Source organism: Gordonia sp. WA4-43, assembly GCF_020520305.1.
GTDB classification, from domain to species: Bacteria; Actinomycetota; Actinomycetes; order Mycobacteriales; family Mycobacteriaceae; genus Gordonia; species Gordonia hongkongensis.
The window spans coordinates 4,384,320-4,405,073 of sequence record NZ_CP084736.1 but is presented as its reverse complement, the minus strand read 5'-3'; the positions used below and the strand labels follow the sequence as shown (position 1 = coordinate 4,405,073).

Genomic DNA, 20,754 nt, shown 5'->3' with positions numbered 1-20,754 from the left:
TCTCATCGTTCTGCCGGGCGCAGACTACGTTCGACCACGGCCGCTTGCCCGGTCCGGCAGAACACCAGCTCCAGCCGAGACACTTTCTCCCCATTCGCATTTCGCAGCAGATCGGCGTAGATCGCGAGTTGCGTCCAGTACGCCTCGAGGGTGTCGGTGGAAACCCCGACGTCGGTCTTGTAGTCGACGATGACCAACGAACCGTCGTCGTCGCGATACACAAGGTCCGCGATGCCCTCGACCACGGTGACACCGTCGGGTCCGGGACCCGCGAGTTGCATTTCCTTCCAGTGCTCGCGGACGGCAGCCCGCTGAACGGGTGCCGACTGCAACGCCGACCGAGCCAGCGCCACGAAATGATCCACGTCGACGACGCCGGCGAGTGCGGCCGCGCGCCGAGCGGTCTCGTCGAATCCGTCGTCGACGGCGGTACCCAGGGCCACCTGTTCGAGGAGCGCGTGCAGGGCGGTACCCAGCGTCGCGCCGCTGTCGGGGCTCGCGGCGCCGACCGGAATCTGTTCGGCTACCGGCGCTGTCAGCCGTCCGGAATCCCGGTAACTCTGCAGTACAACGGCTTCGGCGTCGTCGACGCCGTGCACGATCCGCGTCGCCGAGTAGGAGGCGCGGAGGGTCGAGACAGTCTCGATCGCAGCGGTTTCTGCCGCCCAGTCAGCCCAAACCTGCCGTTCGTGCTGGGCGATCGATTCGTCGTCGCGCCGGACCGGTTCGACGAGCTCGGGAACGTCGTTGGGCAAGCCCTCCAGCGCGGGCGCGAGCGCGGCTCCCCAGGATGCGTTCTTCCCGACGAATCCGGAGACCGCGAGGTGACTCTCGGCGCGCGTGCAGGCGACGTACAACAGGCGCTTCTTCTCTGCTTCGGCGTGCGCCTTCTCGGTCTTTGCTGCTGCTGCATAACCTTTCGAGGTCACGTTCTTCGACGCACATGCCTGTAGCTTCGCGTCTTCGTCCCACAGCAGCGGCTCGGGCTGTGTGCGGAATCCGCCGCTCATGCCGGCGACGACGACCATCGGGAACTGCAATCCCTTGGCGGCGTGGATGGTCATGATGCGCACGGCGTCGACACCGATCTCGGGGAGCACGGTCTCGGCGACGCGCGCGTTCTCGTCGGCCTGGGTGGCGGCCCAGTCGATGTAGTCGCGTAGCGAGCCACGGTCTTCGGCGTACCAGGCGCGGGCCTGGTCGATGACGAAACGGAGCCGCCGCCAGACGTCGCGGTGACGGGGCGAGTCCATGGACACCTCGAACACCCGACGATCCGTCGCCAGGCGGCTCAGCAGTGCCCCCGGGTTCAGATCCCCCAGTTCCAAAGACAGGGCCTTCAGGTATGCACATGCGGCCGCCACCGGCGATTCGGTGAGCGCGTCGGTGGGCGCATCGGCGTAGATGCTCCAGCGGCCGTCGGCGGCTTTCCAGCGAAGCAGGTCGTCGTCACCGCAGCCGAACAGCGGGGTACGCAGGGCTGCGACGAGTGCGGCCTCGTCTGCGGTGTTCGCGAGTGCGCGACAGGTGACGAGGAGGTCGTGCACCTCTTGCGTCGAGTACACCAGACTCGATGCCTCCGAACGGAATTCGATGCCTGCGGCGTCGAGGCTCTTCTCCAGGAACGGCAGTACCGCCCGTGAGGGGATGAGGATGCAGATGTCCTTCCAGCGCAATGGGATATGTTGGTACGCATCGCCGTCGAATGTCTCCTTGCGCCAGCCGTTCTCGATGGCGGTGGCGATGATCCTTGCGACGTTGCGCGACTCGCGTGCGCGGAGGGCTTCGGCGGGCGAGAGTGCGTCCTCGTCGTCGAGGGGTTCCTCGGTGTCGGGGAAGACGAACGGCTTCGGTCCCCAGGAGAGGTCCCAGCGGGGTCGGCCCGGGGCCGGGTCGAGCGGCGTGTATTCGGGCTGCACGTGATGCTCGGCGACGATGAGCCGGCCGAAAACGGCGTTGACCCAGTCGAGGACAGGACGCGTGGACCGAAAGTTGGTGGTCAGCTGCACGACGTCGGTCGACGGGGTGCGGTCCCGCGCGGACATGTACGCCGCGATGTCGGCGCGCCGGAAGCGGTAGATGGATTGTTTCGGGTCGCCGACGGTGAAGAGCCGACCCGCTTCGTCTCGGCCGGCGACGATGCGTTGTGCCAGTGTGAGTTGCAGCGGATCGGTGTCCTGGAACTCGTCGAGGAGGACGCGCTGGTAGCGCTGATGGGCGGCCGCGGCGACCTCCGGCTTTCCGAGTACGTCGCGGGCCAGGACGAGTAGATCGTGGAATTCGAGTTGGCCGCTGCGCTGCCGCTCGCGCGCCTCGTCGAGGACGATCTCGGACAGGTGGCGGACCACCACGCGCACCGCGCCGTCGACGTAGGTGCCGACCACGTCGGAGCAGATCTCCTCGCGCAGTGCCTTGGCGGCGGCTTTGATCTCTTTGCACTGCGCCACACCACCGCGCCACGCGGACCCCCGGCCCACGTTGCCGAGCTTCGGGCACAGGTCCACCATCGGGACCCACCCGAAGGAATCACGTTCGGCGGCAACCAGTATTCGCCATTCGCGGAGTTCCTCGAGTTTGACTGCGAGTTTGTCCTCCGGATCGAGACAATCGTCGAGCTTGTCGATGATGGCGTCGGTCTCCCACAGGATGCGGTCGATGTCGGCGGGTGCGATGCCCTGTGGGTTGTCGTCGAGGGTGAGGCGATCCCAGTTGCGGTCCAATGCGTCGGCGAGTGTGCGCATCTGGTCGAGCGATGCGCCGGCGGCCATCACGATGCCCATGGCGTCGACCAGCATGGGTGGGGCGTCGTCGGTGAACAGTCGGGTGCGCATTCGACGCCAGCGGCGTTCGAAGGACAGCTGGGAGCCCATGGCGTCGACGACCGCGATGCGCGGTGGCACACCGGCTTCGAGGGGATGCTCGCCGATGATGCGGGCCGCGAACGCGTGCAGCGTGCCGATGGCTGCGGTGTCGATCTGTTCGAGAGCGGCTCGCGCACAGTCAGTGTCGTGTGTGGCGAGTTCGACACGCACGCGTTCACGGAGTTCGGCCGCGGCTTTCTCGGTGAAGGTGATGGCGGCGACGGCGTCGAGTTCGATGCCGTCGTGCAGCACGAGATGGCAGATGCGGCCGACCAGCGAATGGGTCTTGCCGCTGCCGGCGCCGGCTTCGACGAACAGGGTGGCGTCGGTGTCGGTGGTGATGCGATCGCGCGCGGCCTGGTCGGCGAGTTGTGCTGCGGTCATCTCAGCCTCCGTACTTCTGCACGTAGTCGGACAGTTCGTCGACGTGTTCCAGTGCGGCCCAGGCGCGTCGCAGCCCGGCACGTCCGAGGAGGTCGATGACGGGCAGGTCCCAGTGGGTGTCTTCGATCTTGGGCGGGAAGTACCCGGCCCGAATCGACTTGTGCACGAGCGTCATGTCGTCGATGAGGGTGGCGACGACGTCGTCGGTGACGGGGTAGCCGACCGAGGCGAACTTGCCTTTGCTGGTGATGAACCAGTACCGGGCTTCGACGTCGGCGCCGAAGGTGCGGGCGAACAGTCCGTAGACGGGGAGCTGGAATTGCAGACCCGAGTTGGTGGGTGTGCTCTCGGCGAGGTCCTTATACTTGTCGGCCTTGCCGGTCTTGTAGTCGGTGACGCGGATGCGTCCACCGTGGTGGCGATCGATGCGGTCGATCTGCCCGCGGAACCGAATCTTGTGCTCTCCCAGCGCCAGTGACACCTCGTGACTGCCGTGCGCGTCGAGACCGAAGTCCGCCTCTGCGTGCGTCGGCTTCCAGCCGTCGGCGGCGTCGGCGTGGTCTTGGGTGAACCATTCGTCCAGGTCACGCATGATGGTCCCGCGGTCCTTGGCCCACAACTGTTCGAGCCAGCCCGGACTGTTGGCCTGCGCCTCGTCGAGAACTTCTGCGGCAACAATCCGCAGGCGGGCGAGATCGAGCTCAGCGCCGTCCATCGTCGCGCGGACATACCGCTCGAGGATGGTGTGGATCAGAGTCCCCCGCGTCAATGCGTCGATCTGGGCGATCTCATCGGGGTCGTCGAGGGCACGCAGCCGCAGGATGTGTTCGAGGAAGTACTGATAGGGGCTCTGCACCCACAGTTCGAGGCCGGTCGGCGACACCGGCTGATCGAAGGTGGTAATGAGTTCGCTGACCGACGACAGGTTGCCGTTGAACCGGGTGAAGCGGCCGTTGAGGCGGTCGCTGCGCATGTGCATGCCGCGGTTGATGATCGGATCGTCGAGCGCGCCGCGACGACTGTCGGCGGGGACGGCGGCGAGTTCGCGGAGACGCCATTCGGTGGCGGAGGCGGCGGAGGCGCCGATGCGCTCGTCGGCGCGTTGGGCGGCGACGTCGAAGGATTCGACTGCGACGATCTGCGGCGAATTCTCCGTCGCGCGTTGCCAGTTGACGACGTCGACGTCGCGGCTGGCGAGATCGGCCAGCGCCGGCAGCAGCCAGCGGGACGGTACCTTCTCGGCGCCTCCGCGCAGGTTGCCACGCGGGAAGGTGACGACCCGTTCGGTGCGGCCGGAACTCACGGCACCGGCGAAGGCGAGGCGTTGGCGTGCCATGTGATCGCGGGCGGTGATGCCGATCAGTTCCGGCGGGAGAAGCGGGTCGTCGCGGCGAGGTGCGGGCACGATGCCTTCGGCGGCACCGACGACGACGCAGACGTCGAGGTCGCGACCGACTCCCGACGCGATCGGTGCGACGGTCACACCTGCACCCGACGTCCCGTGTATGCCTCGGTGCGCGTTCAGGCGGATCGAGACCGCGTCGAGCACCCGAGCCGCGGTGGGTTGCGGTGCGATGCCGTCCATCAGGGCGATTCCCGCGCAGTCGGCACGGATAGCGACGAGGTCGGCGGCCGCGGTCTCGCGTTTCGGCGTGCGAAAGTAGCTGTCGAGCAGGGTGTTCAGATGTTCGGCGACGGTCGCCCAGTCCGGCGCGTCGACGAGAGCGCGAAGGTCGGCCTGCAGCCGACGCACGTACGAGTGGACGGCCGCGGCCCTGGCGTGGTGCTCCTCATGCGCACCGACGCGGGTGAGGCGCTCCCAGTCGGCGCCGCCGACGATAGGTTCGTCGCTGCGCGTGAGGCGTTCGAGTTGGGGCTGTGAGATCGGCGTGTCGTCGAGTTCGGGGCGTCGGAGGGCGCCTTCGGCGAGGAGGGTGAACAGATCCCGCCGGGGCATCGTGTCGTGGTCGAGTGCCAGCAGACCGAGTAGTGCGCGACCGGTGGGACGGTCGACGAGGGTGTGGCATTCGGGTCCGGTGAACGCGATGTGGCCGGCGGTGAGGTGCTCGTGTAGCAGCGGCAGGTAGGGGTCGTCGGTGCCGTAGAAGATGCCGATGCGGTGACCGGGAACCCCGCTGGCGAGGTGTTTGCGGACCAGCCGGACGACAGCGCGGATCTCGTCGTCGGCGTCGGAGGTGTGGATGACCTGGGTGGGTGAGACGTGGGTGTTCGCGTCGATGGTCTCGCCGCGGCGCTGGAGCTCACGGAGAAGGGCTTGCTCGGCGGGCGTGTGAGCGGCCGGGTGATAGATGATCAACGCCCCGAGCTTGTCGAGTCGTTCGGCGGCGGCCGAATACGCCTCGTGCTGAAGGTAATACGAGCTGGTCAAACGCTCTGTGGTGGCTCGATGGATACGCAGCAGGTCGGCGACGAGGGGCGTCGGCAACTGCATCGCCGGCTCGGCGATACCGGTGAGTTCCCAGGCTGCGCTTGCGAGCGCCTGGGACGTGATGGGCTCGTCGGCGACGTCGGCGAAGACGCCCGGCGCGTCGGCGAGAACCCGCTGGACCGCCGCCTCCAGGAGCGGATACGGGAGGGGTTGGCGAGGCGCGAGCGCGGGTGCGGCGAGCTTGTGCACCACCTGCGCCAGCGTAAGGACGCTGGTGTTGGCCACCCCCTGCGTCCGCGCCAGGTGGTGCAGGACGTCCCGACCGGAGCCGTGGCTCGGCACGACGACGGTGACCTGGGTCAGCGGTGAGCCGGACTTGGCGCGGGACACCGCCTCCGCCAACTGGTCCATCACGGTGTGCATGGGGTCATCATGCCTGGTGGGTGTGACATGGTCCTCGAGACGGTGAGTGAGTTCAGTGGGCGGAGTCGACTCCGGCGGAGATTCGACGATATGGCGCCGCCGCAACCACCGACTTCGCCAGAGAGTTGACCTGCTCCAGCAGTTCACTGGGCGCAAGTCCGAGGTCCAGGGTGTGGCAGTGCAGAGTCACGCCAGACGCTTCGACCACATGCGTACGGATAGCCTCGTTGCCCTTGGCGTAGACGAGATGCCCGTCGCTCAAGCCGAGAACGGTGCAGTACGCGAGCATTTGGTAGAGGTCCGCGTCTGGGAATCCCTCCGGTCGTTCGGCCTTGTACTTGGCGTCGACCACGGCTCGAACGACTCCGGTTGTGCCCGTCCACACCAGGTCTGGCCTCATCCGAACAGCTCGCGCGACGTCGAGGTGAAGCGAGTACTGGGTCGCGTACCTCCCACCGTCGCCTCTCTCCAAAGCTTCTCCGAGCGAGGTGCACACGAAGTCCTCGAAGATCCGCCACATATCGAACATGAATCCGGTCACCCGCAGCTCACCGGCATGGTGCTCGAAGGATTGGGCGGCCAGGACGACCTCGGCCAAGCGGATCGCGTCGTGATAGCGGGTGTTCAGCCGCGTAGGTCGCCACGCCGGAAGAGGAGTTCCGGCTCTGGCAGGTGTCACGTCCACCATGACTCGACGCAGCCTCCGGAGCCGGCGCCGAACCTCCTGCGGGAGCCGCGGGACGGTCAGGAGGCGCAGGACGGCAGCCAGCAGAATCTGATTCTCGGCGATGTCGACAGTGAACTCGTCGTACTCGACGGCCAGCGGCACCGGCAACCCGTAGTTACGGGTCATCTGCTCACCGGCGAGGAGACGTCCGCGAAGAACCGGGAGGTCGTCGGAGATCGTTCGGTATCCCTGGATCAGACCCTGTTCGGTGGCGCGTGACGCGAGCCTTCCGAAGGCTTCGGCCAGTGCGGGCAGGAGTTCGTCGGCCTCAGCGAGGTGTACTCGGTCGTCTCGCCAGAAGTCCCGATGGAGGCTGTAGCCGAGAAGGAACACCAGGCGGTTCAAGTCGCTGATCTTGGGCCTCACGATAACCTGACGCTCGCCGACGGCTACTGCACCGATCTTGCGTCCAGCAGACACCTCGAACACTCCCGTTTCGAGGGTTGGTGTCACGTCGACGATGGCCAGCCGGCGGAGCACCTCGTACTCGCGTACGTCCAACGACATCAGCCGCGCTGCGGCACCTTCAGTCAGCAGGATCGGCGGTGGAGGCGTCATCGTCGGTCTCCGTATCAGGGTCCTTGCCTTGCAGCCGCTTTCGAACCGTGTCCAACCCATACCGGGTCGGGACGTCCACGCTCTTGTCGCCGTAGTGGAATTCCTCGAGGAGAGGAAGAATCGCGGTGCGCCAGACTCTTTCGAGACCTTGCTCCTCGTACACGGCAGGCCTCATCAGGTACGACGGCCCGATCTTGAAATCCTCATCGTCGATGAGTCCGTTGAGCTCGTCGAGGAGGTCGGCAGTCTCAACCGGCCGGTGCGTTTTGTGCAGCCAGCTGCGCAGTATGCCGTTGGTCGGCGGCTCGGACGGGTGAAGTGACTCGAAGGCGAAACGACGACGCATCGCCGAATCGACCAGCGCGATCGAGCGGTCCGCTGTGTTCATGGTGCCGAGGATGATCACATTCGGTGGCAGCATGAATGGCTCAGTGCTGTCAGAGCCGTACAACAGGTCGATGCTCTCGTTGCGGTACTCCAGCAGGAAGTACAGCTCGCCGAAGATCTTGGCGAGGTTTCCTCGGTTGATCTCATCGATGATGAGGACGAAGACCGCATCCGGATTGTCGATCGCCCGGTCGACGATCGTGCGCAGCGGTCCGGGCTTCAGCTCGAACCCGACCTGTCCATTGCTCTGTTGCGACGGACGGTAGCCTTCGAAGAAGTCCTCGTAGGAATACGCGGGATGAAACTGCACGATCTTGACATTCGACTCACCGGCGAGGTGGCGGGCGAGTTCCTTTGCGATATAGGTCTTCCCGGTGCCGGGCGGACCGTAGAAGATGAGTTGGGGTCGGTCACGCAGCAGATCGACGCATTCCTGCAGCCACGCGTGGGGTACGTGCAGCCGGGCAGCAAGATCTTCGTCGACATCCGGGAGGTTGACGCCGGTCGCCGGCTTCCTCACTGGACGCTGACCCATCAGTTCCCGGATCGCATCGATTTGCGGCGTCATGTCGACGACGTCGCCGTGCGCGTTGAGACGCGACGCGATCTCGAGGGGCAGATCGTTACTCGGATGTGTCGCGGACTCCCATTTCACGGTTCGACGCAGGTTCGATCGGCCGTCGCTGCTGCGGACGAACTGCGCCTCTCCGGTGATGGTGCCGAAGAACACTTCGCCCTGGCTGACGGTGACAACCAGATCGCCGGGATGCATCCGGGCCAAGAAGGTATGGAACTCATCGAGCTTGTCCCGTCGGGCGGCGTAGCCCGACGCCCGGTAGTCCTCTTCGACGAATCCTTCGAGCTCATCACGGGTTACGGTGGAATCCACAGGGCGGAGGAACTTCGCGGCCAACGACACGGTGCCCTTGGCCCGCCAGATCGGGACCATGTCGGTTCCAGCGACGTTGGAGCCGTATACCTTCCAGGCGTGGGTCACCTGGTCCGTTGGTGGGGTGGTCGGTGTGGAGTCCTTCTCCTTCCAGCGATCCCGCCATGGCGGTAGATAGAAGTCGACGGCCCCACCCTGCTCGGTGAAGATCGCCTCGTTGATCTCATGCAGGTCGACATCGACGTCGTCGGGTTCGTGGTCGAGGTAGTCGTCGGCGAACGCGTCACGGATGGATCGACGGTCGTTGACCGAAACGATCGGCAGAAAATAGCGAGGGAACGCCAGGTAGAGAAGGGCCTGACGCTGGGCGGGTTCTCGTGGTCCCGGTGAATTGCGTACGAGTTCACGGAACTTGAGCGGGTCGTGGAGAGCCTCGACTCGGTCCGACTCCGGCCGACCGCGGAAGTACCGCGCGAACTCGATGAGGAAGCCGACCTGCGCCCATCGACGTGACATGAAGGCGCGGCCGCCGCGAAAGATCCTGCCCTGCATGGCTGCGGCGACGTCGCCGGGGATGGTCACGGTCGGTGAACACTTCGCCAGTACCTTCTCGACGTTCTGGATCTTGGTGGCGCCGAGGTAGTCGTACAGCGGAAGGATGTTGAGGGTGAAGATCTCCGCGAACAACTGGATCGCCGGCGACGATGCCGTGGCGAGCTGCTGATCCAACTTGGTGAAGAAGTCGTCAGTGCTCTGATCGGGCGAGTCGACGTACACCCTCTTCAGCTCGTCCAGGTTGGCGTCCGCCCACACCGGCACGTCCGGTGTGAACAGCGAACCGCCCGCTGCCAGGCCCTCATCAATCAACCTTCGCGCGACATGTTCGACCTTCGATGTGTCGGATCGATTGAGAGAGACGTACTCGGTTGGGTCGCCTGTTGTCTCGGTCAACGTGCCCTCCTCGTCCGCGGCTGGTGGTCCCCCACGTCCAGCGGCGACTCGTAGACCCCGCCAGAATCAATGGCGTCCTGCATGGCGTCGTAGATTTCCAAGATCATCCGCTTCGTGCGGTACTCCCCGAGCTCAGCCTCGTCCTTGCGTTTGACGATTGGGAAGGTGTCCATGATGTAGTCGACGTCGTCGCGCAAAAGCCCGTAGAGATGGAAATAGATAGCGTCCAGCTCCGAACGAAGGAGCGAGCGACGGGAGGAATCCCAGGCATACGGCGAACCTCGATAGCTTAGCGACCGTGCGAAAGCTTCCATGTCCTCCGCTGTGTAGCTAAGCTCGAGGACCCTCGTGTTGACCCAGTCAACCACGTCACCGCGAAATACCCTATTCCAAGCCGAATCGCATTTCCCGGCATCTAGAACCGGAAGTTGCTTAACGATGTAGAAGAGCATATTCAGACCAGCCAGCTTCTGACGTGCGACGTAATCAAATACGAATGAGTTAAAACAACCAAGCATTTGGCTCGCATTAGGAGCTTCGATAAGAAAAACGGAGTCACCCGCAGCCGTCCGGGGTATTGCACTCGAGACAAAAGTGCGATGATTTGTCGGACTAGTTATCCTGAGAAAGGATAGTAGCCAAGGTTGCACTGTATCAGGCACCTCATCCTGTGAGACCCAGTAAATTGGTATCGCCAGGCGTTTGGGATCCCCGTGCTCTTCCTCGGTCAGGTACCGAGGCTGATTCTGACGCTTCGCGGCAGTTGCACTTTTCACGACATCAGCGGCTCGATGGTCGTACGCGGCTATCATCTTCGCCTCATACAACGGAAGCATCCGCTCCTTCCTTCGCTCGAAGACGTTCCCTTCCAGCACCCAGCCGTCGTCTTCGAGCTCCTCCCGGGTGTGGAAGAGATGCGAGTCATTCGACATGTCGAACATTCGCATGAATTTGATTCCCCACGGGTTGCCGTCGGGGTCTCCCTCGCGGATCAGGACGGGGACACGGTTGTAGATGCCGAGAGTGATTTCGGCATCGCGGCGCGAACCGAACACTGGGCAGGTGCCGGTATTGGGGTTGAGTAGCTTGATCTCTTCGGGACTCAACGTGAACCGGGTGTCCGGCCGCTGGAGGTCGGTCGGGTCGTGGGCGAAGAACGCGAAGTCGGCTCGAGGCTCACGGGTGTCGCGACCAGCGAGCGTCAGAAGGCAGAACTTGAAGCGACTATCGACTGCCCCAAACAGTGGTTTGCGATTCTCGAAATCGTAAAGGCTCGCGATCGACCCGTTCTCGACAAGATCCTTGAAGAAATACTGGGTGGTGGCGTCGGTCGCGATCCCGGTCGGAAGAATGACACCGAGGCGGCCACTTCCGGCCAGGAGACTTCGGTCCGTCTCGGCGAAGACCGCGTACGTATTCACGTCGCCGCGCCCGGTCAGCGGGTACCTGCCCGAGGTACGTAACAAATGGGAGATTCCCTCCGAACGCCGCTTCTCCGCGAGGAACTCGCGGTAAAGGCCGGGATTGTCGTCCTTCAGATCGGCGATGAGTCGCTTGCGGGCAGCAGCGTTCGCTGCCGTGGCGATCCGGGGGTCACGAGCGGCAAAGAACTCCTGTTCTTGAAGCTTGACTCGTTCCCACGGCGGGTTGCCGATGACGACGGAGAATCCGCCTGCCCAACCGGTTTCGATGTTGATGGAGTCGCCTGCCGCGGGCGTGGTCGGGAAGATGTGCGGGAACTCCAAATGCCAGTGGAAGAACCGATACTGACCGACGAGGCGGTCGATCTCGGCGGCCTGCCGATCGCTCAGCACCTCAGACCCGGCGATCAGGGCATTGATCGTCGAGTGCGTGATCGGCTCGGGTGCGTCGTCGTGGAGGGGCCACACGAACGCCGCACACCAGGCATCGGCCGCCAGGCGCGACGTGCGGTACTCGTCGGAGTCAGAGAACGCCTTCAGTCGCTGGCGCTGAACATGGATGTCCGACAGCGAGAGTGCCTCTACCCCGATGACCTCTGTCACCTTCTCCGCGAGCGCGGTGTTACCAGCTATGACGTCGCCGAGATCGAAGAGACTGCCCTGGTTCGCCCGTTCCGCCTTGTTCGCACGCGTCGTCGCGGTGGCGATCGTCTTCTCGTCGCCCTCGATCGGTTTGAAGGCCACGTCCGGCAACCCCTCGGCCAGCAATGCGGGGGTCGCACCCACGAGTGCGTTGCCGACCTTGATCTGGGCATCGAGATACGCGAGCGGACGACCGGGCTCGATGGCCTCCAACCACAATGACACCTTCGCCAGCTCCGCAGCGAGCGGGTTGACGTCGACACCATAGATGCAGTTGCCGACGACGTCCCGCATGGCGGACCGGACCTGCTCCGGCGCCGGTTCGGGGTCGCCGGTGCGCAGGGCAGCTACCCGTTTGGCGATGCGTCGTGCCGCGCCGACGAGGAAATGTCCACTGCCGCAAGCAGGGTCGCACACGGTCACCCGCAGCAAGGCCGCCAGCTGCCCGTCGGAGTCGTCGGCAGACTTGACCGCATCGTCGAGCACCGGGTCGAGAGCGGTATCCAGCAGCGATTCCACTAGGGACGTCGGCGTGTAGTACGAACCGGTGTCTTTCCGCTGGTTACCCGATGCGACGTCCAGGCTGTACCTCTTGGTGACCGAATCCCAGTGCGGGACGAACTCGAGAAGCGCCTCGTAGATACTTCCGAGTTCCTCCGCGCCGAGGTTTCGGTAGTCGACATGGCGGAGCACTCCGGACTTGCGTTCTCTGACCAGCGACAGAGAGCGCACCGCGGAGAGCAGCGCCTCGTTGGACAGCTCGCACTCGGTGAGAAAATCCAGCTCTCCCGGTTCGAAGAGTCCGCCGATTCCCGGCAACCCGAGCTCAGGCAGTCCTCCTTCCGTACCCAATCCTTGCCAGAGGAGAACCAGTGCCTGCCAACGGTCGCCATAACGTCCGCCGCGTCGTCGACGCGAAGTCGCGCGCAAACGTGAGGTGGCGAAGTAGTCGAGATACCTTTTACGAGATCGTGTCTCGGCGGCGGGGTCGAGAAGTGCGCCGCGGTCCTCGGCAACGAAAGTGAACATCAGCCGATAGACGACCCGCAGCAGGGCGTGGTTGACGTCATAGACCGTTACGCGGCCCGATTCGAGGTCGTCGCGCAACTGGGAGTTGTCCGGGTGCGTGAGGAACCCGGTTCCTAGTGTGCGCAAGGCTTCGGCGACGCCGTCTCGGAGAAGGTTGAGCGCACGCGAGCCGGTCTCGATCGCCATCGTTCGCCACGACTCGAGCCGACACGATGACGGCCCCAGGTCGGGATCTCGAGTCTCCAGTCGCGATGCCTGACACAACGTGTAGAGGAGGAGGAAATCGGAAAACAGCTCCCCGTCGAAGATCGCTTCGAGGTCGAATTCGACGTAGGCCGAGCCGACCAGAGATGTCGAGTCGCGCAGGAGTCTCAAGACCTCACCATTGGCGAGGATGCCCCACAGGTGATCGTCGCTCCGGTTGAGCAGCTCCTGCACCAGCGATTGCGGTGACGAGCCGGCCGCTCCGGCAAGGCCTTTCGTTCGCGTATCGAGGGGGGTACCCGCCCCGAGGAGGTGAATGGGGGTGGCTCCCCACTGATGGGAGACCGGGAATGATCGACCGTCGACCCGCAGCCCGCCCTTCCCCGTGGGGGGAACACGGCCATAACCGAGCTGATCGAGCAGGATCAACAGGAACCGTTCGCGGGTGAGGGCTGTCGTCGGCGCATCCGCGGGTAGCTGCGCAAGCGCATCCCGGTACCCGGTCCACGCTCCGAGCAGGTAGGCCCAGACCCGGTTGGCTGCATCGCGAACCGTCTCGCCGGCGGCGAGATGGTAGTCCTTCGGAGACAGCGTGTTTCCCTGCGGATCTCGTCCGCTCGCGAGTTGAGATGGCAGGTCGGCGGGTATCAGGCCACCCTGGATGCTCACTCCGACAAATACTTCGCCGCTCATCACGAATCCTGTCCGGCCGGCGGGACAAATACGAAAACACCAAGCACGTCCGCATTCGGTTCGGGTCTGACCTTCAGTCCTCGAACAATCTCCGACGAGGCCTGCCTCACTCGCCGGTGGGCCGCGAGCAATGACTCGGCGAGCTGGGCACCGTGACCGTCGAGATGCGGTCGCAGGTCGTCGAAGCCGTCGAGCACGCGGGTGACGAACCGCTGGGCCTGTAGCGGCGGGACGTTGCCGATAGGCTGAGCCGTGAGTAGTCGGTCCGCTGCTTCTGACTCGAGCCAGTGTGCACGACCGGGAGAACCCTCGAAGGCGAGGGTCGCGACGTCCTCGGCAACTAACTGCCTTGTCCCCGTTCGTGAGGGGAGTTCCAGATGAAATCGGTATCGCATCACCAGAAGCGTCGTCCTCTTGGTGACTGCGTCCGTACGCACCACCCCGCACCGTCGCGCCGGACGCAGCTTCGGATCGAGTCCGCTGTCGAGCGCGGATTCGAGGATGTACTGCGCGATTGCTTCCACTGTCGCGTCGGTGCGTGTGAGCACCGCCTCGCCTCGACCGACCGGCAGATCGTTGCGGAAGAGCAGGGGATCGTTGCGGTCGAGAGGCAACGCGTCGCGCAGCCCCAGAGGAAGGGGCGTCAATGTAGCGGTGAATCCGTCGGCGGTGCGGGTGATCGTCGACTGCAGGGCGTGCAAGCCGTGTTCGACGCAGGCCGCCACGTCGTCGCGGGTTCCGAGAGAGGCACGGGCCGAATGCATCTCGGCGGCCACCTCTTCTGGTTTGATTCCGTGCTGCGCGTATTTCGTCTGCGCGAGTCGCTCGCGCTCGGCAGTGGATTCCCATGACCGGTAGAGACTTTCCTGCTTCTCCTGGATCCCGAGGTCCAGGGAAAGCTGTTCGGCGTCCTCGCCGCGCAGGAGAAGGCCCTCCATGAGGGCCTCGACGACGGCGTTATTGCTGTCGGGTACAGGAACCGACACACCCGTCGCCTTACGAATCGCCTCGTGCTTCTTAAGGAGAACGTCGAGAACGATTCCGTCTATCTGATTGTCGCGACCGTAGAGCGTGACAGCGCGGACTCTCTCCGCACGCTGACCGAACCGATCCACCCGGCCTTCGCGCTGCTCATGCCGGGTGGGATTCCACGCGAGGTCGTAGTGGACCACGGCCTGGAAGTTCGCCTGCAAGTTCACTCCCTCGGAGAGGCAGTCGGTTGCGACCAGGACATGCCGACCGGGCGTCGCGGTGAGCTCGTTGATGCGGGCGATGCGTTCGTCCGGCGGCAGGGTTCCGGTGACAGCGCGAACGACGACGTCCTTTCCCAGCGCCTTATCCAGTTGCTCCGCAACATACTCGGCCGTGTCGATGAATCGGCAGAAGACGATGGGGGCGCACTCCTCTGCGAGCAGACCCTTGACCTCTTTCACCAGAACCGCAACCTTACGATCCGGCTTTCCTTCGAGCTTGCGTGCATCGGCCATGAAGCTCCGCAGCTTTCGCGCCGCGGCGTCCTCCCTGCCTTCCCCGGTATCGGCACCTGGAGTCGTGTCCAGTGCTTCGATGGCCTCGTCGTCGGCCTGGTCGAGCACGATGGCGCGCCCGAGCGCATCAGCTTCTTCAGCGGAGTTCGCAGCCGCCGACGCCGCTCTTGTTCTCAGCGTCTGGGCGGCAGCTCGCGGTGATGATGCGAGAGCCCGTAGCAGCGCCAGCGCCGACCACCAGTTGACCCGTTTGGTCAGCTCACCGTCCGCGGTCTGCACGGTCTCGCGGGCGTAGGCGAGAACCTTGGTGAACAACGCCCGGTACTCGGGAGACAACGAATAGGGGGCTTCGTGGGTGAGCCGATCCTTGGGGAAGTGGGTGTCCTCATCGAGGTATCGACGGATGTCTCCACGGCGACGCTGAACGAGGTGCCGGGCCAGCAACTCACGGCCCTTGCGGTGATCGAGATCGAGGGTCTCCAGAGCTGGGTCGAGCAGACCCAGCAGGTTGCGGAATGCTTCTTCTTTTCCTGAGTGCGGCGTGGCGCTGGCGTACACCATGTGCCGGTTGGGATCTGACGACAATTCGCGAACGAGCTCGTATCGTTGCGTCCGACCGGCTCCGCCCTGCCCGGACGCCGCGACGCAGGTGTGGACCTCGTCGACGATGACCAGGTCGGGACATGTGCGCAGAAACTCGTGGCGGCGACGCGAGTTCTTGATGAAGTCGGTCGACACCACCGTGATCGGGTAGCGCTCAAAGATCGACTCCGTGCCGACTCGTCCTCGTTCGAGACGGCGCACCGTGGACGGCAGGACGAGTTCGGCTTCGAGCCCGAACTTCTCACGGAGCTCCGACTGCCATTGCTCAGCCAGCGCAGGACTGCAGAGGACGGACAACCCCCAAGCCTCACCCACCGCGAGCAACTCGGCCGCCACCAGACCGGCTTCGATCGTCTTACCGATTCCGACGTCGTCGGCGATGAGCAGGCGCACGACCTGCTGGCGCAGCGCCATCATCAGTGGAACCAGCTGATATGCCCTGGGCTGCACCGCGATCGACGCCAGAGACCGGAATGGACCGGCGGTCGAGCGGAAGCCGATACGAAGCGCGTTGGTGAGAAGCTGCGCGCTGAAGTGATCACCGAGATCATCGGCCACCGGGGGCGGGAAGGTAGCCGGCTGCACACCCTCGCTGACCAGGACACCGGCAATGTCGTCGTCCATACCTCCCAGCGGACGGAGTACCAAGAAGTCGGAGGTGCTGTCTGGGAGCACCACCCACTCTCGACCGCGAGCGGCAACGAGACTACCTGGGGCGAAACGCATTTCCTTCACTTTCTTCCTGTACCGAACACGTAGCTGTTCGCGCGCAAGGCTTCGAGCCAATCATCACCATCGACGAGGCGGAGCACCGACCACCCGCGGTCCATCAACTCGTCTTCGGCTTCCGCGTCACGTCCGGGTTCCGGAGCTTGATCGGCGTCGTCGACGAACACCACTGTCGTGTTGCCTTCACCATGGAAAATGAAGTCCGCAGACACCTCACCCACCCGCTCATGCACTGCCGTGGGCAGCGTGAACTCGTGGGTGACCAGCAGATCGATCAGCGCGCGCTCCGCTTCGGAACGGCAACGATCACGAAGTTCCTGGTGGTCGACCGAACTCGCGGCGGTGTCGCGATGGGTGACAGCGTGCGCACGAGCGAGCGTGAGGAGGAGGTCGCGGACACGATGACGGTCGATGCGTTCGTGATCCGACTGATTTCCATACGCGAGCAGGCAGTCGTAGCAGGCTTTTTCGCAGCGTTCCTCAGCGCCATCCGCCTTGCCCAAGTCCTCCCCATTCGGATCGAAGTGAGCGATGGCCAGCGCGCGGCGAGCAGCGGATGCCAGAGCATCAGGTTCACCATGCAGCCGGCGCAGCACACCCGCACCCCCTTCGGCCGACTCGGTGAACAGCATGCGCGCTCTTTCGGCCGAATCTGGCAGCGCCTCGCTGGACAGCTCCGAGTCCTCGAGCTGGAACTCGGCCTCGATGCCGCGCTCCAACGCGTAACGCAGTGTGGTGGCAACTGTCTGGTCGACCGGTGCCGACAGACGTAGCACCGCGATGTTGCGCGTGTCCTCGACGTACGGAATCACCTTGTGTTTCGTCGGCGCGTCGGCGGCATCATCGAGGCCATCATCTTGTGGTGTGGCATCCGATGCTCCCTTCTCGGAAAGCCAGTTGCCTTTCACCGTGTCCAGCCAATAGCCCAGCTCATTGGGGTTCTTACGCCGACGGCGACCGAGGTTGGTCACCCGTACGGTTGCGGTGTCGCCATAGCTGAGTTCAGCGACGGTGCTGCCCGAACTCTCGATCGTCGCGTCCAGCCGGCCGGCTCTCTGCCCGTGCTGGCTGAAGCGGAACGACGTTTCGAGTTCGAACCCCGCCCGGCGACGCTCCTCCTCGTCGGAAGAGATCCGCTCACGCCGCCGTGTGAAGACGGTCTGCATACGCATGAGGTTGTACCGCGGTGCCGCCAGCACGACCCCGCAGTTCTCACAGACGTCGAGGCCCGCCTGCCGCACATGGTGATATCCGCACTCGGCGCACCGCCGGGCGTCCTGCAGGTCAACAGTTCCGACGCCGCCGGCCGCCATCGGCACCTGAACACGTCGGACCTCGTAGCGCGCGCCCTCGTGATAGATGAGGGCGCCTGGACCGAACTCGCTGATCGCGAGGAACCGGGGGCGCTGGAGGTAGTCGCCACCATCCCCGCCCCCCGCAGCAGCGCGCACACCCGGGATGTAGGCCGCCAGCGGAAGCCGAGGAAAGCTGTATCCCGGGAGGAAACCCTCGGAAGCGAAATACCGATAGGTGTAGAAGTCCGAATGTCCCCGATCGGAATCCTCGTTGCGCAACAAGCGAAGTTGACTCTCGGCCTCACGACGGCGCGACTCGGCGGCTCTCCGCGCACCCGCCGATGCTGAGCTGTCCAGAACGACGCGATTCTGCTCTTCCTGATCCGAGAGTGCCGCCTGGTAGAGGTCCCGCCAGCGGGCGCAGGCGTCATCGAAAGCCGCTGCTGCCGAACGGATCACCGACGCTGCCCAATCCTCGTGCCACCACGCGGTTTCCTGCAGTTCGGCGCGCAAAGGGGCGATGACCTCCTCCGCACGCGCGGTCGCGCGCTTGATGGCGTCTTCGTCGCGAAGCGTCCTGGCCACGTCGTCGGACAGCGGCATACCGGGTTCATCGACCTTGATGAGCTGAGGCATCCGGGACCGCAGATCCGTCCCGGTCTCCGCGAGCCACAACCCATGCAGGTGTGAAGCGAGCAGCGCCTCGTTCGTCAGATCCAGACGCGGTGCGGCCACCGCCCCTGCCACCATGTCCCGTGATCGGCGGAAGTAGTACTGGTCGTGTGAGTTTCCGGTGGCACAGTAGGTCACCACGAGCGCGGGTTGTCCGGACCGGCCCGCCCGACCAGATCGTTGGGCATAGTTTGCCGGGGTGGGCGGCACGTTGCGCAGCCCGACCGCGTTCAGGCTGGCGATGTCGACGCCCAGTTCCATCGTCGGCGAGCAGAACATGAGCGGCAACAGGCCTTTTCGGAAGGCATCCTCGCGCGACTGTCGATCGACTGCGGCAACCTGAGCGGTGTGCTCGCGTGCGTGCAGTCCGGCCAAGGTCGGGGCGGTTCCTCGGTAGAGATCCCGGAAGAACGGGTTGATCCGCAAACCCGTGTCCGCAGTCGCTGTTCGTCGCAGCGGGTCAGGGGCGCCGGTCTGGCCGTCACCCGCGCTCCACACCACAGCTGAGGCTTTGAGCCGGTAGTTGCGCCCAGGGTCGTTCGGCAACGTGACCGTGGTGAGCAGGCCGGCCCGTTCGAGGACAGCGAGGATGTGCTCGATGACCTCCTGTGCGTCTGCCGTGTCAAGGGCAAGACCATCAGCGGTCCGGAGACCGCTGCGGTCTTTGATGAAACGGCCGACGGCTGATCGTCCCGTCATGCGCACTTCTGCCCGAGGACGTCCTGGTGCGCCGGTGCGGGTGCACACGGTCGCCAAGATCGGGGGCGCATCGCGGCGGGAGATCGACCACAATCCGGTCAGATGCTGTTCCGACTGCCGCCGCACGCGGTCGTACCCGTCCTCGGACAGGCACTCGACGTCGATCGCCAGATCGCGTCTGAACTCGTCGAGGACGATCTTGCACAGTTCCTCCCGCTCACCGCTCCGAGCGTGCTGCAGAGGTACCGGGCACTTCTGCCACAACTCGGCGTCCCCGGCGATCTCTGTCAGTGAGTCGTACTCGATTCGCAGCAGCCCGGTCTGCTCCAGGTTCGGCATCGTCACACGCCAACCCCGCTGCAGGTCTGCGTACAGCCGGAACTCGATGAACTCCGTGAAAGCCCGCTGCGCCGCAGACCGGGCACCATAGACGGCCGCCGGGTTCGCTGCGTATGACTCGAACGGGAGGCCGAGAGCATCGACAACCCGTTGCGCAACTTCATCGTGCCGTAGTGAGCGGCCCTGAAGAGCACGGTGCAACGCACCACGAAGTTGCGTGACCTGCACGAAATCGTTGAAGTGTCCGGCCTGCAGGCTCGCATCCTGGCGGTTGTCGACAAAAGTCAGGAGCTTTCGCGCTTCCTTGGGCAGTTCGTCAGTCGGAAGTTGCATGAGCGACCTGACCACCGACGCACTGACGACCGATACGGCCGAGCTGCGGCCCTCGGCGTCGAGCGTCGCGAGCTTCGCAAAGTCGGTGCCTCGGGTCTGCTCGTAGGAGATCTTGCAGCGCAAGCAGAATCGGAACGGCGACGGCACGTATGCCATCCGGAGTCCGTCCGACGACTCCGTGCCGTCGACCCCCACTGTCACGATCCTCGGTTGATGACGACGAAGCCGGTCTATCACCGCGCCGTCGGACACCCACGAGTCGGGAAACCGGCCTTCGGCGACGGGATCAGTCGGCCACGGTTGATCTTCGGAGATGTACAGGTAGCCATTGGCGTCGTCGCCACCGCTCGCGTCGCGATCACGTCGGGGGCGGTAACGAATCGTTCCACGATCGTCGGTTCGGGCGACTACCAGGTATTCCTGACCACATTCGCGACAAAACGCCAACGGGATCAGCGACTTGTGCGGTTCTCCCGGCACGGCCACCTGATACGTCGACGTGACGTGACGGTCGGATTCCGGCTCGATCGACACATAAACCGTGTCGCCCTTCGACAAGAACTGATGGAGCCGAAACGCGAACAACGGCCGGCCGGTGACCGCATGTGACGTGCTCGAGCCCGCGAGCAGCGTTGCACGGATTGCCTGTTCGCACTCGTCACGCGTGCGGCCGGTGAGCTTCGCCAGATGCGCTGCCGACTCCCGGACCCGAGCTGGGCGTTGCCGAATGATTCGTCCCGACCCATTCTCCGTGTCCAGACCGAACGTCGATTCGATCCACGTGGTGAGAGGGGAAGCGGCCATCTGCTCGTAGGTGCCGAAAGCACCGCCCCGGCGCACCTCTGCAGTCAAGGCGTCGACATCCTCCGGGTCACCGGCGGTTGCCCGCGCGAGCGTCTCACCGATCACACGGTCTGGCGTCACCTCCGCGCCGAACAGCTGTGTGGCAACCTGCGCGACAAGTTTCCGCTGATCCGCAACCGACCCGCTGGTCGCCATCGTCGCCGACGTACCCACACACTGGAGGTCCGGCGACTGG

9 protein-coding genes are annotated in these 20,754 nt (G+C 64.5%); 2 read left to right on the top strand and 7 right to left on the bottom strand.

Annotated features, from left to right (window positions below; genetic code table 11):
- Positions 1 to 2: 2 nt before the first annotated feature.
- From LEL84_RS19950 to LEL84_RS19920, 7 genes are all read right to left on the bottom strand, one after another.
- Entirely contained in the window at positions 3 to 3,245 is a 3,243-nt protein-coding gene (locus LEL84_RS19950) for a UvrD-helicase domain-containing protein (RefSeq protein WP_226512582.1), read from the bottom strand.
- A gap of 1 nt (position 3,246) precedes the next feature.
- Complete coding sequence (locus tag LEL84_RS19945; protein WP_226512581.1) at positions 3,247 to 6,057, bottom strand: PD-(D/E)XK nuclease family protein; 2,811 nt, start codon at positions 6,055 to 6,057, stop codon at positions 3,247 to 3,249.
- Positions 6,058 to 6,109: 52 nt separating this feature from the next.
- A complete protein-coding gene (locus LEL84_RS19940) occupies positions 6,110 to 7,342 on the bottom strand; it encodes an McrC family protein (RefSeq protein ID WP_226512580.1) in 1,233 nt (410 codons plus the stop codon).
- Positions 7,311 to 9,569, bottom strand: coding sequence for an McrB family protein (locus LEL84_RS19935; RefSeq protein ID WP_226512579.1), 2,259 nt, complete (start codon positions 9,567 to 9,569; stop codon positions 7,311 to 7,313). The genes LEL84_RS19940 and LEL84_RS19935 overlap by 32 nt, the downstream gene beginning before the upstream one ends.
- Positions 9,566 to 13,558 (bottom strand): Eco57I restriction-modification methylase domain-containing protein, encoded by a 3,993-nt coding sequence (locus tag LEL84_RS19930; protein ID WP_226512578.1) that lies wholly within the window; start codon positions 13,556 to 13,558, stop codon positions 9,566 to 9,568. The genes LEL84_RS19935 and LEL84_RS19930 overlap by 4 nt, the downstream gene beginning before the upstream one ends.
- Positions 13,558 to 16,272 (bottom strand): helicase-related protein, encoded by a 2,715-nt coding sequence (locus LEL84_RS19925; protein WP_226512577.1) that lies wholly within the window; start codon positions 16,270 to 16,272, stop codon positions 13,558 to 13,560. The genes LEL84_RS19930 and LEL84_RS19925 overlap by 1 nt, the downstream gene beginning before the upstream one ends.
- Before the next feature lie 107 nt (positions 16,273 to 16,379).
- Positions 16,380 to 18,719: a DUF1998 domain-containing protein gene (locus LEL84_RS19920; protein WP_226514368.1), complete on the bottom strand. Its 2,340-nt coding sequence runs from the start codon at positions 18,717 to 18,719 to the stop codon at positions 16,380 to 16,382.
- A 426-nt stretch (positions 18,720 to 19,145) separates the two neighbouring features.
- Here LEL84_RS19920 and LEL84_RS19915 point away from each other — a divergent pair, with 426 nt between their 5' ends.
- Together LEL84_RS19915 and LEL84_RS19910 are read left to right on the top strand one after the other, a co-directional pair.
- Positions 19,146 to 19,337, top strand: a complete 192-nt coding sequence (locus tag LEL84_RS19915) for a hypothetical protein (protein ID WP_226514406.1) — start codon at positions 19,146 to 19,148, stop codon at positions 19,335 to 19,337.
- Between the two features lie 591 nt (positions 19,338 to 19,928).
- Entirely contained in the window at positions 19,929 to 20,324 is a 396-nt protein-coding gene (locus LEL84_RS19910) for a hypothetical protein (RefSeq protein WP_226514405.1), read from the top strand.
- The last annotated feature ends 430 nt before the right edge of the window (positions 20,325 to 20,754 follow it).